We start from the raw sequence: 14,774 nt of genomic DNA, 5'->3' as shown, positions 1-14,774 counted from the left end.
CCCCTGTTAATTTCTTATTGATATGGCAACTTGACTACAAACTTCGTGCCTAGCCCTATTTTACTGTTTACACTAATTTCTCCTTGGTGTAATTGAACACATTCTTTAACTATCGCCAGCCCCAATCCAGTGCCGGGAATAGTACCTACATTAGTAGCCCGATGGAAGCTTTCAAATAAATGTTGTTGGTCTTCTATGGGAATACCGATGCCCTCATCTTGGACTTCAAAAACTAATTTTTCATTTTGAAAATAATAGGAAAAATTAATTACACCTCCTTGGGGAGAATATTTCAGAGCATTTGAAAGTAAGTTTGTAAAAATTTGCCGCAAAAGTTGTTCATCTACATAAACTTGTTGAAAGCAGCTAGAGCTTTGCAACATAATAGTCTGTTGGCTACCTACTGTAAGTTGCATTTCGCTCACTAAGTCGCGGCAGAAACCATCTATATTTAGAAACGTTGGACTAAATTGTAGTTTTCCAATTTCGGCTTTCCCGATGATTAAAACATCATTTAGCAGATTAGTCATATTCTTGATAGCAGTTTGAATGCGGAGAAAATACTGGCGTTTTTGCTCCTCATCCCACTTATGGTCATAGTGTTCTAACAATTCGGTATAAAGCAAAATAGTGCTTAGGGGAGTACGGAACTCATGGGAAACCATTGAGACGAAGCGAGATTTTAGTTCGTTGAGTTCTTTTTCTTTTTCCAGTGATGAACGGATTTCTGAGTCGGCTTTTTGGCGCTCAGTGATGTCGCGACTTATGCCGCGATAACCTTGCAGTACACCTTGGCTTTCAAAAACAGGCGAACCGCTGCTTTCTAAAACAATTGATTGACCGTTTTTGTGAATTACAGTTTTTTCTAGGTTGGAGAAGGGTTGCTGTGCAGCAACAAAGTAGTTGAGAACTGATTGAAATCGGTTTGCCTCATCCGGCGACATAAAATTGAAAGTAGTCTTACCAAGAATTTCCCCAACTTGATAGCCGGCAATTTCAGAGGCTTTTGGGCTGACGTAGGTAAAGACACCATTGCTATCCATTTCCCACACCCAATCGTTGGTTTGTTCGACAAGATTGCGATACTTCTCCTCACTCTCCCGTAGTGCTTGCTCGGCTTGCAGGCGTTCGGTGATGTCAGTAAAGATGGCAATTGACCCAACAACTTGACCGGAAGTATCTTTGATGGCATCTGTACGGAGGGAAATTTGGATGATGCAGCCGCTACGCGATCGCATCTCTACTTCACCTCTCCAAGATTTGCCGCCCCTGACGGTGGCGAACACCTCTTGGTTAACTGCTTTTTGGGTGAACAGTAGCGCTAGACCTCCAGAGGTGTCCAATTCATCCAATGCGTAGCCGAATAAGTTGCGAAAAGCTTCATTAATATAGATGGGTTCAGCATTTACACCAGATATCCCAATAGCATCGCTAGATTTTTCCACAGCGGCGCTGATGCGTAAAAGAGTCTGCTGTGCCGACTTGCGTTCGGTGATATCTTCTGCAAGCCCGGTGATGCGGCAGATTTCTCCGGCGGCGTTCCGGATGGGAAAGGCGCGATCCCAGATCCAGCGAACCGAACCATCGGGGCGCACAATTCGATATTCTTCGTTTAAAGTCCCTTGGGAATTGTTACGAATGAGAGCAAAGATGCGATCGCGATCCTCTGGATGGATTGATTCCACCCAAGATTTAGGATTGTTATACAAACTCTCGCAGGTGCGCCCCCAAATCTTCTCAAATGCAGAACTAATATAGATAATCTGGGTTTTATCAGGGTTAGTCATCCAGAACACCTCATCAATATTTTCTGCCAGCTGCCGGAACCGTTCCTCACTCTCCCGCAGCGCCAACTCCGCAAGTGTGCGTTGTTGGTACATAGATATTGCCGTTGCTGCCGCTCGGAGAATATCCACATCTGATGAAGCCCAGGGGCGAGCTTCATGGCAATTATCAAAGCCCATAAAGCCAAACAACTTATCATTAACAATCATCGGCAAAACTAAAATCGAAAGAATCCCCTGCGGTTCTAAAATCTGACGCTCTGACTCTGGAAATTTCGCCACTACCCCAGAAACGATTTTCCCCCGCGCCAATAGGTTAGCCCAGCGAGGAAAATAGTTGTCATAAGAGAGGTTTTGCAGCAAAGGATTGTCAATTTCGGGGTTGACACCCTCGGCGCACCACTCGGCACGCTGACTCATCCGCAGACAACCCGATTCATCTGTGTGGTTCTCGAACACGTAAATCCGGCTGGCACGCGAAACCGCCCCCAGCGTTTTCAACACCTGTTTATAGCAGCTTTCTTGGTTGTTGGAAACCAATAACCGACGCCCAATTGCAACCAATGCTGCCCAGTGGCGTTCGCGTTTTGCCAGTGCTTTCTCAGTGGCTTTGCGTAGAGTGATATCCCGACCGACTGCCTGGAATTCGACAAACTGACCAAATTCGTTAAATATTGCCCGGTTTGTCCACTGCTGAATGCAAATCTCCTTGCTTGGCATTACTACCTGATGTTCGTAACTCAGTACTGATTTTTCTGGGGTAAGAAAAGCCATTTCCTGTGTTATCCATTCTTGCTTCTCTTCTAACATGAAGGGAGCAAAAGTTTGCCCGACTAACTCTTCGGGCTGTTTGTTGAAGAAACGACAGTAAGCGTCGTTGACGAAACTCAGGGTTCCGTCAGGCAAAAAGCGACAGATCATTTCCGTTTGATCTTCAACAACTGCACGATATCGCGCCTCACTTTCTTGCAGTGCAACTTCTGCTTGTTTACGCTCAGTAATGTCATGGAAGTAAACGCTTAAGCCATCTTCATAAGGATAAACTTGTAACTGATACCAGGTATTTGATGACCCATAAAATGTCTCAAAATGAATTGTAATATTTTCGGATACAGCTTTGTGATATTGCTTTATCAAGTTAGAATTAACTACCTCTGGCAACTCGTCCCAGATACATTTGCCAATTAATTCGTCTCTGGTTTTTAATAAGTACTGCTCGGCTTTTGAGTTTAAGTAAGTGAAGCACCACGATTTATCGAGGGCAAAAAAAGCATCTGTGATACTTTCTAAAATTTTAATAGTCCGCTGATTTGACTTTTCTAATTCTGCTTCGGCTCGCTTGCGTTCAGTGATATCAAAAATTGCCCCGTCGAGCCAAAGTACGCTCCCATCATCACCAAAGAATCCTTGACCTCTATCATAGACCCATCTGATGCTGCCATCTGCTCGAATAATCCGATATTCAGCGAGAAACAGTTGTCTCTCTTTCACGGCTTTCAAAACTAAATTTTCACAATTGGCTGTGTCTTCGGGATGAATAATACTAGCGAAAGTGCGAATTTTGTTGTGAATAAAGTCACTAGGTGGATAGCCAGAAATTTCTGCGATCGCATCGCTGATAAACTCCATTGTCCAGTCCGAATCGTAGCCAGAGCGATAAACTACGCCGGGAATATTGGAAACTAAGGAGCGGAACCGTAGTTCGCTTTCCTGCAAAGCAAATTCAGCTTGCTTGCGCTCCGTGATATCGTTCAGCCTACCGGAAGTACCCAATATCGCATTGTCGTCAGCCAATGTCAGACTTACATGAACCTCCATCCATCTGTAATCACCATCTTTTGTCAAGTACCTAATCTCATGTTTGCAATAGTCTTTCTCTCGATTAATCAATAGTTGAAATAGCTCTAGATTATGTTGGCGATCTTCAGGATGGATATAATTTAGAAAATTTGTATCGATGCTTTCTTCGATGCTGAATCCAGTAATTTCTGTCCATGCAGAATTTAAAAATGTCCATAAACCTGCTGTATCTGTCTGGAAAAATACTTCTTTAACGTTGTCAACAACCGACTTATACTGTCTCTCTCTTGCTAAGAGAGTCTTAAAACTATGCTGCTCGTCGGTAACTTTAACTGATAGAGTTTCATAAGGTTCTTTTAGGTAAGTTGCAGGTGCTTCTAGTGGAATTGCTAATTTTTCCTGCGCCTGTTGCCAGCTTGCGTCTGGGGCTATAAGTCCGATTTTATCGCTACCTTTTGATCTATTCTGGGTGACGCTGCCCAAATTTTCCCCTTTCGCAGATTTCAAATTGGCAAATGCAGAATTAAGATTTGAAATTTCTTTTTCCAGCACTCGGCAAATACTTTGAGGGGTGATTACTCCCAATATTTGATCCCGATCGCCTACTACAGGCAGATGGTGAATTTGATGTTGTTGCAATAATGAAGATAATATAAAAATATCTGGTAAATTTGATATATTTAGGGTAATAACGGGTGTCGTCATCACCTCAGCAACTTTAACCTTTTCTAAAGACCTTTGTGCTAGGTTAAGGGGTATAATATTATGCTCGCTAAACAACCCAACTAACCGGGACTCCTCCATCACTAAAGCACACCTGCTCGAATCTCCAGACTGAAGACTAGCTATGACTTCTGGTAGAGGGTTGTCACGAGCAACAGTTAACAAGTGACGGTCAATCGCTTGTTCTAAAACTAAAGAACAATTGGGCTGGTTGTGAAGTTGCATAACAGTAAAGATTAAAATGCCCTGTTCGGGTGTCTTCAGTTTGTTGAGAGGGGAGATAAGATTAAAAAATGTAGTGGATATTAACTAATTTTTGTGTTTGCTGCTAAATAAAAAAAACTTACAGCTTTTGTCCGCAAAAAAAAAGCAGTAGAAAATTAGATATTTTTGGCTTACCTTTGGTAAGCTTACGGGAAAAGATAAAAGAAAAAATCTCTACTTAGAGTAAGTTTATAATTTTTACTCAGGAATGCCAACCAAGGATGCGATCGCGATCGCACCCTTTGCTGACAAAGAACCCCCAATTACCAATCCAAAATCCAAAATGGTATTATCCGTTACCATCGCCGACGTGGAAGCTGCTGCGGTGCGCCTTAGCGGTATTGCCCACCGTACACCTGTGTTGACCTCAAAAACTGTCAATCAGCGCACAAACTCCCAAGTCTTCTTCAAGTGCGAGAATTTTCAACGCACAGGTTCGTTTAAGTTTCGGGGTGCGTACAATGCAATGGTGCAGTTATCAAAAGCACAAAAGCAAAGCGGCGTTTTGACGTATTCATCGGGAAATCATGCCCAAGCGATCGCGCTTGCTGGACAACTGCTAGGCATTCGCACTACCATCATCATCCCTGATGATGCACCAGCAGTGAAGCAAGCCGCAACTCGCGGTTATGGTGCTGAAGTAATTTTGTACAATCGTCAGGAAACGACGCGGGAAGCTTTGGCGAAAGATATGGTCAGCGATCGCCATCTCACCCTAATTCCCCCCTACGATCATCCTCATGTGGTAGCAGGACAAGGTACAACAGCTTTAGAACTGATTCAGGAAGTTGGAAAATTAGACTTAGTGCTAGTTTGTTGCGGTGGCGGTGGTTTATTATCCGGCTGCGCGATCGCTACCAAAGCTTTTTCACCCAATTGTCGAGTCATCGGCGTAGAACCCGAAGGCGCCGACGATGCTACGCGATCGTTTCACACCAAAACGCTGCATACTGTTACCAATCCTGACACCATCGCCGATGGCGCACGCACCCCCTGTTTAGGGAAAATTACCTTTCCCCTGGTGTTGCATTATGTTGATGATATGGTGACAGTTTCTGAAGAAGCCATCCGCAGCACCATGTTTTTCTTGGGGGAACGCCTAAAGATTGTCGTAGAACCCACAGGCGCTTTAGCAGCAGCTGCTTTACTTTCAGGAGTTGTTACAGATGCAAAGATTGGTGTCATCATCACTGGGGGAAATGTGGATATGACACAAATTGGTAACATTTTCCTAGCCCGCTAAATGTAACACTAAGAGATAATGCAGGCAACAGTCGAGCAACTTTCTGAGATTCGGGTTTTTGTGGATCTAACTCCTGCGGAATTAGAACATTTACAACCTTACACCCAAGTACAGAAATATAGCAAAGGGGAGATAGTCTTACATGAAGGCGATCGCTTACCTCCTAAACTATACGCCTTGTTGGGTGGCTCTTTGCAAATCACCAAAACTGCAACAACAGGCAAAGAAACGATTCTGCGTACCCTACCACCGGGGGAAATTTTCGCTGCACCCGCCTTATTGGGTGATGGAATTTCTCCGGCGATGGTGACAGCTGAGTGTGATTCAATAATTCTTACAGTACAACGAGATGCCCTCTTAGAAGCAATTAGGCAAACCCCAGAAATTTCCTTGCGAATGCTGATGGTTTTCAATTCTCGATTGCAACAACTCCATGACACGGTGCATGGATTGGTTTCTGAAAGGGCAATTGTACGCTTAGCGCGGTTTATTCAGTATTTTGCATCTCAAGGAACCGAACCAACCCCCACTGGCGCATCTTTGAAGGTGAAGCTTTCCTATTATCAAATAGCGCGGAGTATTGGCATCACTTACGAGGAGTGCGTGCGAATGTTCAAGAGTTTGAAGTCGGTTGTGACTTACAGTCGCGGTGGTAAGATTACAGTATTGGATGCGGAAAAATTAGAAGCGATCGCTTCCGGCACCTCAGAACTCCATGCTTGAGAGAGTGCGAAATGGAGGTTAGCGGACTCGAACCGCTGACATCCTGCTTGCAAAGCAGGTAACATTTAACCCTCCGAGCATTGCTGCTTAAGGTGTCTACCTGTTAATATTAAACTCTATGTACCAATAAGCTGTACCACTAACGTTAAAACCCTTATATTTTGGTCGGGCAGAGATAACTTGCTGATTTGACAATTAGAGCAAGTAATTAAGTAGTGGGCTGTGGATCTGGTTCAGTAGAACGATCTAACAAAATTTCTACTGTACGTTCTGGCCCTAACAGCCCTTGATTAGCAACTTTGGCGGATGCCATATAAGAATCGACCGCCCCGGCGACAACATACCCCGCTTCGATGCAAGCGTCGGCGGCTTCCTCAAAGAAATTTTCTACAAATGTTCTTAAGGTTTCATTGGGGATAGCTTCTATCGCTTCTTCAGACGCACTTGCAAAACTCCAAGGCTTATTTCTATCGGCTATCGCCTTATCTATATCTTCTTTTTTGAGTTTTCCCGTCTTCATTAGCTCCTGACGAAACACGCTGTCTTCTTTTCTCCAGAATTTTCTAACCTGGGTATACATCCAACTCAGCAGCACTTGGCTACCTTGAATCGCCGTCTGCCTGATTAAGTTAGCGAGGTTCGCCGCGATTTCTTCCGCCGCTTCCTCTCCGACGTTTTTGAGTACATATAACCCCAGCGGCTCATTGAAACTTGCTATCACCATTCCAGGGATGGCGCCGCAAGCAAGCCAGCCGACAGCGTTCCCTAAAGTTGTTCCCGCACTCCCTGCCAGAGAAGTGAAAAGACTTTGTATCTGTTGGTTGTTTTGCGCCTCCGTAACGTTCCAGTTGAAATTCCAGATGTATTGTGAAACGCTAACGATGACACTCCAGAGCAAAGTAAAACTAAAACTTAAGGCAACGCTCAGAGATTCCCAGACTTTAGTTAGTAAACTCCCGCCAAACCTTAAGAACCCATTCCAAAGCTTTTGAACGAGTCCCCCTGAATCAGGCTCACTATCTCGCATTCCAGAGACAGCGAACCGCCGCACCCCATTACTTGAACCAGTAGCGACGGCTCTAGCAGCTCGGCTTTTTAGTTGTGCGAGGTCAAATGATAGTGGCATCTATGTCTGTGTGTCGCTAGTGACTCCGATTTCTCGGATACGTGGGCGTTGGTCGTAAGGTCTACCGTAGGGATTGATGTTATCCGTAATGCCGGGTGTATCTGTAAATCCTATCTCAGCACTATTAATAAAACTATCTAAATCGTCTGCGGTTTCATTAATTTTATCCGCTGTGTTCTTCTGACCGCGCCATAGACTCATTATCTGGTCTTTCATGTTCACAGCATCACCCATATTAATTTTGCGCCAATGAACAGCACGAGTAATGGCGGCGGATTGGGTTAAATCTGCCAAGATGTCCTTTAAATCTAATTTTTCGTCAAACTCAGGCACAGTTACATTTACGTAACTCTCTTGCAATAGTTCATCCATTGAAGTTTTCCCAATGGTGAACAGTAGCGGCATCTGCCTAGTGTCATCCTTTGTATTGAAGCCCAAAAATGATGTTATCGCCTCCGTTTGTCCGTGAATTTTAACTCCCATTTGTTTAATCTGCCCCGTTTCTAATAGGTTCCGAGTCGCCATATTAAGGAGCGTTTCGGAATTGATAGAAGTTTGCAAGCCGAGTAGAATTAATTCTCCCAATCCCTCAGCGATATTAGATATTTTTAATCCCACTGGTTGCGCCCCTGGCGTTGTCGGGTCAGCGTCTTTTATTTCAATTGGTATTTCGAATTGACCTGCAATTTCATCTACATATTTGATAACTCTTCCTAAAACTGAAGCTATGTTATTTTCGTACACGGGCTGATTAGGAATCATATTCCCTAGCCAGCCTTCATCTTTTGTAATTAAGCTTTCTGGTATTTGAGCGGGGAATTCATCAACTCCGATAAGCTTCGCTACTTTCTCAGTTCTAGCTGCTAGAACCGGGATAGATTCAGCAATAGAAGCTACTTGTAAAGCTACAGGCTGTACACCTTTTGTCGTTTCATCATAATCAAATACTTGAATTGTTCTTGGGAAGTCTCCAACGTTTTCTTCTATAGTTTCAATTCTTTCTGTTAGCGCATTAACTTTAGCTTTAGTATTAAGCACTTCCATATAAATCAATCGCAGAAGTGCGTCAGAAGTTGGATTAGGAGAAGACGGGCAGCAACTCATACAACAGGGCCTCGGTGGTGGTGGTGGTGACGGTCTGCCTCTATCAGGTGGCGGCGGCGGTGGTGGTGGCTCATTTAAGGGGGTTGGAGGTTCCCCGTTATCGCAGGTAAAGTTAGGAATGAAAAAACTAACAAAATATTCTTTATCTACAAATATGTGCGGAAATTCGCGGGGGGTGTTTCCATCGTAGCTTAGATAATTGGTTCGGATTGTGTATCCATACGGATGTACTGATACATATCTAAAGCCACTTTCCTCCTCTGGATCTCTTGCTTGAAAAAAACCATCTACAGAAACAAATAAATTAGGGACATCATCATAAAAAATTAAATTTACTTTATCTACTATTCTAGTAGTTCTACCTAATGTGTCTGGTAGTGTTGTAGCTGGATCATAAACAAAAGTATGTTCCGTTATTGAATCAAATTCATTGCTATTATTGATAAAGTTTTCTATGTCTTCTATCATTGGCAGATAGTAAGAAGCATAATTGTTACTAGAATTTTCAAAGGTGTAAGTCCCTTCAAAACACTCAAAGCTTATTGGTGTTGGCGCTGGTGGTGGTGGCGGCTTTGTTGTTGGTTTTGTTGGCGGTGGCGGTGGTGGTGGTGGCGGTGGCTCTGGGATCGGATCGCAATTTGGATCAACTCGTATCAGCTGGACTGGCGGCAACTTCACAAAAGCCACAACCGGGTTAATTTGAATTCCCACGACTTGACCGCAAGAATTAACCACGACCGCAGGATCTAACGATATTGGCGCAAAGTCTAGAGGTATCCCGCCGCAGTAAGGCGAATCTGGGTATCGGTTACAGTCGCGGGGATCTGCGGGTTCGTCTGGAGAGCGATAAAATCCTGTATTACTAATTGGAGTCAAACCTTTTTGTTGCTCTACTATCTCAACCCAAGGGAGATTAGGAAGCGATCTAGGTCTAGTTGTCCGGTTCGGTGTGTCGATCCAGGGTTTGACTGTTTCCTGTATGCGTGTTGGTTGGGAGCTAATCCGGGGTCTATCCCGGATTGTGTCGCTCGGCGTATCGCGGATTGTGTCGCGGATAGTGTCTCTCGGCGTATCGCGAATTGTATCTCTCGGCGTGTCGCGGATTGTGTCGCGGATAGTATCTCTCGGCGTGTCGCGGATTGTGTCGCGGATATCGTCGTTGTATTTGTCGGCCCAGCTCTCATCATCGGGGACTTCAATAATAGTATTTCTCGGCAATGTGTCAGAATGCAATCCGTTGTTGCGTGTCTGTCTAACCATTATTATTAAGTAATCTAATGATAATTCCCTTAGAGTAATTGTCCAGCCTTTGATATCTATATTTTAAGTTTTTATAGTCCTCTCTCCCAAAGTAACGATAAGGAACTGTGAAATCTCCTAAATCGTTGACCTCGCTCATTCTTTCTGGTGAAAACGGGTCGCGTAAATCCATTAGAAAAAACCCTCTGCTAACATTCCAGCTTTAATTATTCCTGGGTTATTATTCCCAAACCACGTAGTCGTAGCCCCGCCAAATTCTAACCGCTGAAAATAGACGTAACCTATCGGTGGAATACCGCTATATTCTGCTATTGATTGTTCTACATAGTTACCCGTTGAAGTTTGCCGCCCTCCTAATTCAGCAGAGTTAACAGAGGTACTATTTATTCCTATTCCAACCGCATTGTCTGTAATAGTTGTCGCCCGAAACGCCCCTATATGAGTAGCGCGAAAACTATTTTCTACCATTCCAAAAACCGCTTCTACTCTTTGTACTCCTACAGTAGTACCCGCATTAGCTGCTCTCCATCCCGCTATTCCTCCCCATGATGCACTAACCTCTAAAGCGCTTAATTTTTTCAACCTCCTATTCTGAATATTCCACACAAATCGGCGCAAGGTAGAGTCTTCGGACTGTCCCGCGCCAGAGGTGCGGATTGTTCCCAAATACCTCCTACCTGGATTTGATACCCAACACCAAACGCCTTTTATTAAAGTAATTTCGCTTGCTCTATTTGTGGCGTTAGTCCAGGCAACTAATTGAAGATTTAAACTGCCATCGTCGTCATAAGCGAATACATCATAAATAGTATTAACAGCTAAACTAGCTAAATTCGCTGTAACTGTTGAAAAACTCATTATTTTAAATGAGTCACTACCCTCGTTGTAAATTCCTATTTTATTCCCCTCGTGGGGATTAAAATAAAGAGCGTTAGCACCCGTTATATTACCAATATTAATTGATATCGGTTGTAGTTCTAACCGACCATTACAAACCCCGTTGATCATGTGTTCTGAAATGGCTAATTGATAATTTAATACCTCGTCCTCCACATATTCCTCAATCCATCCCATGTGTAGAGTCAGTACATCGGTATTAGCCAATAGACCATAACCCATATTTACAACTCTCACCCCTAACTTCATCCCGTTTCCCATCTCAAAAGCTAGGGTGTCAGTGAAAGTGTCAATTAATCTGTAGTTACGCCCTGGATAGCCGTAAGACTTTAAAAGGGAAACCGCACCTACTACCTGCCAAGGGCCACCGCTTTCGGCTATTAGTATATCGAGTCGCTTTTTCGGGGTGCTTGCTCCCCATTCAATGTCTAGAGTCTTTTGGCGCTTTTGACTTTCGGTGTCGGTAAGTGCAAACTCCGGAAAGGGTGCGGGTTCTAAGCTGTTCATTTCAGCGTATGCCCAAAAGTTTTTTAAAAAGCAGTTTACTGAGACGATTGATTTAGTAGGATTTTGGGAAGTAAAGGTAGAAAGGGAGGGATTTTCAAATACAGTTATTATGCTTGCGTCGTTAGCTGGAATTGATATAATTTTGTTACGTGCGTAGTTGTAATTGAACATGAACAGAATTATTCTAAAAGGACCTTCTTCTTTATTAAAACCGACAATAACACAAGTTTTGGCGGAATATCAATTATTAGAAAGTCAGAAAAGTGGACAAATTTCGACAGGAAAGAATAGTGTAAAACGCCGTAATAGACCCCAGGTATTTCTTTATTTTAATCAGGATGGGTCTACAGCAATTGAGGGAGAGATAAGCTTTCGGATTATGGATAGAAAAACTACCACAATCACGGATGCAGAAATTAAATCTTTAGCATCAATTATTAGGCAAAAATTTGCTACAGGGGGAGGATTTACTTGGAGTAAAGGTAAAGTAATGTATTCTTATACCGATTGGGAATTAGGGTATCAATTGCAGCTTTTATGTTCTTCGGAGGGTGAGGCCAGGCGAATCATTGAACAGATTTTAGATATTCGTAAATTCTCTCCAGAGTGGGAATATATGAATATTATTCAAAATGCTAATCCAGCTAAAGCATTTCCTCAAAATCCAGGCAGGGAAACGATTTTAGGTCAGTCGGTGAAGTTGGCTCAAATTCGTCCTTCAGTGACAGTCCGGTTTCAGTATGCCTATTTAGTTTTAGATGGATTGTCTGAGCCGATTTATTTAGTAGATAGGTCTAACAAGTTTTTGAAGGTAGTTGAGCGAGTCTGAATGTGTTTCAATTTGTTAACTCCTGCACAAGATATTTTTCTTATTATACATATTCTGATAATCATTCTCGGAGAGGTGCACCTCTCCAGTAAACTCCTAAATCTTTTAAACCCTTGGCAGCTAAGGGTTTACCCGTATTGACGATTTTGATTATCAAATGCCATCTTTGGAGCAGCCCTTAAGTTAAGTTTTTACTTTTATGCATGAGATTTCTTTTGAATCGCTGACAAGCGCCCCTGATGTTGCCGCTGATAGTTTTCTAGTCGATCGCGGTCAAGTGATGATGAACGTGAGTGCTTTTATCGGTCGCCCGGTCGGTGACTTGAGTGAATCTGCTGTGGTTGAGCTGATCTACAAACTGATTCAAGTTGCTGCCGCTGCTCAGCAAGAAATTAATGCTGGAGATGGATCGCCCCTGCCAGCTGGTGAGCGCATAGCTGCCTTTACTGCACCAGCTATGCAACCACCCCGCTTGAGTCCGGACGGGAAGCTTTACAGCATGGCTACGGCTTCCGTTACGGCGATGCTTCCGATCAAAGTCGGTGAAGCGATTGCCCCTAAACAGTAAACCGATTAATTAATTAGGGGAGGCAAAAATGAAACGATTTTCAAGGCTGCAATATGCAGCTAAAACGCTAAAGGCTACCGGCCCAGTTATTACTAAATATCAGGCATTCCGTTCTGGGACTGCGACTTATAACGCAACATCTCAAGCGCGGCAAGGAACGGTTAAAATTGGCATTCGTGCTTTTGGGGTGTTGGCTGCGACTCCCGCTGCGGCAACAATTTATGCCTCTGGGGTAACGGGTCGAGCAAATGCCCAAATTACCGCAAACGGGTTAACTGCACTGACATTAGGACATAGAGACATCGACACCGCCAACACTCCTTCTGCTGGATTTAATTCAGCCAAACTGATTGTCGCTGTGGTCAATAATGCTTCTACTACTACTCCGGTCAGCCAGATCACCGGACTAGAGTATAAGAAAGCAGCAACGGAATCTTATACAATCCCGTTTGGTGCGACCGATGCTGATGCAGCAACGGAGGGCCAATACGAAGCATTTCAGCGCCTCGCTGGACAAGTTGCAGGTGTTGCTCCAGCGACGGGTATTTCTCGCCGTGTCTCATTCCGTCCTGAAGCTTTTAGGCTGAGATAGATGATGCAAGATTCTATTGAAAGCGCTCTTAGCGTGGAAACGATTCTCATTCCCGGTAACGGAGTTGATTTGGAGCGCGAATTTCAAAAGGTTTATGAAATTAATACAGCGCTTTCAATGTTTCTTGGCGGTGAGATGGACTTAGAAACTTATCTAGATATCTGCGAATTTTGGGAACAGAATATGGATCTCTACCTCGCCACTGCTGATGCAAATCTAGAAATTTTAGGGTTTTAAATGGCGTGGGTCAGTCTCGGAAATCATTTGTTTAGCGTTTTGCCTACGAGTGATGATTGGCAGATGTTAGGGGAAGCGATTAACCCTTTCGAGGCTGTGACTATCCGTTCTAAGATTGCCTCGGTTGTCACTAAAACCATTGAAGACCGAACTTACTATCCGGAGGTTTACGGGCTACTGGCGGACATATACTACTATGCTTCCAGTCCCTCTGACTTTTGGATCGGGAAAATGAGCAGGTTTTCTGCCATTGCATCTAGTAGCGAATTACATCCTTTCCCGGTTGTCGGGGGTACTACTGTACTAGCGACAAACCAAGACCCGAACACGCGCCGATTAAAACAGTACGATTTGCCCGGTGGCTTTCACTATCTGCGCGTAACTCAGCCAGATTCCCCTGCGACTTACAGACCAGACGAAAATCTGGTTCGTCGGATTGGATACAAGGCGGTTCCTAAAAAGAAAGGCACCTCTGGCGGCTACTTCCAGCCCTGGCTTTATGGAGATAAAAACTTAGACTTTTTGGCTGAGTTGTTTATTTACTCCTTAGATAAGTTGGTTAATGTTTCGGCTATCGCGCCGCCGCCGGCGCCGAATCCGCCCTCAGCTAGAGCGAATTTGACTCAAGAACAGCGATTTGTGTATCATGCTTTGTCCACAGACTACCGGACACTGGACACAATTCTTACTTATGTAGATATGCCCTCTGGTCAGGTATTAGGGATTTTATTTGAGCTTGAACTACTCGATTTGATTGAACAAGAGCCGATGAGCGGGCGCTATAGAACCACGGGACTTTAATTTATGCAGATCGAAAGCAGTAAATCTGATTGCCCGATAGATTGCCCGAATCGGAATAAATCCGCTGTTGGGCGGGGCTACTCAGTTTTAGCTCTCGCGGCAACCATCCCTTCTGTGCTGGTCGTGGCGTGTCTATTTTCTTTGAGGGTTGACTATCAGTGTCAGAAGGGAGATTGTACCCGCAAAATTGAATGGCAGGGGTGGCAGGGGGTGCCGTTGGAAGCGATCGCATCCGCCCTCGGAACAGGACTCGCAATCTACGCAACACGAGACACACTGGCTGAAAAAATCGGCAATTTACTTAAATAATTTAAAA

12 protein-coding genes and 1 tRNA gene are annotated in these 14,774 nt (G+C 44.0%); 8 read left to right on the top strand and 5 right to left on the bottom strand.

Translation table 11 applies throughout. From position 1 onward, the window contains the following. Positions 1–14: 14 nt before the first annotated feature. Entirely contained in the window at positions 15–4,532 is a 4,518-nt protein-coding gene (locus H6F63_RS01590; protein WP_190634308.1) for a PAS domain S-box protein, read from the bottom strand. A gap of 322 nt (positions 4,533–4,854) precedes the next feature. On the opposite strand from H6F63_RS01590, the gene H6F63_RS01585 reads away from it, so the two are divergent. Together H6F63_RS01585 and H6F63_RS01580 are read left to right on the top strand one after the other, a co-directional pair. Next, on the top strand, positions 4,855–5,814 hold the full coding sequence (locus tag H6F63_RS01585; RefSeq protein WP_190634390.1) for a threo-3-hydroxy-L-aspartate ammonia-lyase: 960 nt from the start codon (positions 4,855–4,857) through the stop codon (positions 5,812–5,814). A gap of 18 nt (positions 5,815–5,832) precedes the next feature. Then, positions 5,833–6,537, top strand: a complete 705-nt coding sequence (locus H6F63_RS01580; protein ID WP_190634306.1) for a Crp/Fnr family transcriptional regulator — start codon at positions 5,833–5,835, stop codon at positions 6,535–6,537. A 12-nt stretch (positions 6,538–6,549) separates the two neighbouring features. Here H6F63_RS01580 and H6F63_RS01575 read toward each other — a convergent pair. The 4 genes from H6F63_RS01575 to H6F63_RS01560 form a co-directional block, all read right to left on the bottom strand. Continuing rightward, positions 6,550–6,612: transfer RNA gene (locus tag H6F63_RS01575), tRNA-Ser, on the bottom strand. A gap of 133 nt (positions 6,613–6,745) precedes the next feature. Further along, positions 6,746–7,663 carry a hypothetical protein gene (locus H6F63_RS01570; protein ID WP_190634304.1) on the bottom strand — a complete coding sequence of 306 codons (918 nt, stop codon included), beginning with the start codon at positions 7,661–7,663 and terminating at the stop codon, positions 6,746–6,748. Further along, complete coding sequence (locus H6F63_RS01565) at positions 7,664–10,027, bottom strand: hypothetical protein (RefSeq protein WP_190634302.1); 2,364 nt, start codon at positions 10,025–10,027, stop codon at positions 7,664–7,666. A 171-nt stretch (positions 10,028–10,198) separates the two neighbouring features. Next, positions 10,199–11,431, bottom strand: coding sequence for a hypothetical protein (locus H6F63_RS01560; RefSeq protein ID WP_190634300.1), 1,233 nt, complete (start codon positions 11,429–11,431; stop codon positions 10,199–10,201). 169 nt (positions 11,432–11,600) lie between these two features. Between H6F63_RS01560 and H6F63_RS01555 the strand changes: the two genes are divergently transcribed. The 6 genes from H6F63_RS01555 to H6F63_RS01530 all read left to right on the top strand — a co-directional run bounded on the left by H6F63_RS01555 (position 11,601) and on the right by H6F63_RS01530 (position 14,767). Continuing rightward, complete coding sequence (locus H6F63_RS01555; protein ID WP_190634298.1) at positions 11,601–12,260, top strand: hypothetical protein; 660 nt, start codon at positions 11,601–11,603, stop codon at positions 12,258–12,260. A gap of 199 nt (positions 12,261–12,459) precedes the next feature. Beyond that, positions 12,460–12,828: a hypothetical protein gene (locus H6F63_RS01550; RefSeq protein WP_190634297.1), complete on the top strand. Its 369-nt coding sequence runs from the start codon at positions 12,460–12,462 to the stop codon at positions 12,826–12,828. A 28-nt stretch (positions 12,829–12,856) separates the two neighbouring features. Beyond that, positions 12,857–13,420 (top strand): hypothetical protein, encoded by a 564-nt coding sequence (locus H6F63_RS01545; protein WP_190634295.1) that lies wholly within the window; start codon positions 12,857–12,859, stop codon positions 13,418–13,420. Next, the gene (locus H6F63_RS01540; protein WP_190634293.1) at positions 13,421–13,657 is read left to right on the top strand and encodes a hypothetical protein; all 237 of its coding nucleotides are present in this window, start codon (positions 13,421–13,423) and stop codon (positions 13,655–13,657) included. After that, complete coding sequence (locus tag H6F63_RS01535) at positions 13,658–14,458, top strand: hypothetical protein (RefSeq protein ID WP_190634291.1); 801 nt, start codon at positions 13,658–13,660, stop codon at positions 14,456–14,458. 3 nt (positions 14,459–14,461) lie between these two features. Further along, positions 14,462–14,767 (top strand): hypothetical protein, encoded by a 306-nt coding sequence (locus tag H6F63_RS01530; protein WP_190634289.1) that lies wholly within the window; start codon positions 14,462–14,464, stop codon positions 14,765–14,767. Positions 14,768–14,774 lie beyond the last annotated feature (7 nt).

Origin of the sequence: Trichocoleus sp. FACHB-40 (assembly GCF_014695915.1) — a bacterium.
Taxonomy (GTDB): domain Bacteria; phylum Cyanobacteriota; class Cyanobacteriia; order Cyanobacteriales; family FACHB-T130; genus Funiculus; species Funiculus sociatus.
This window is presented reverse-complemented; position numbering and strand designations above follow the sequence as displayed.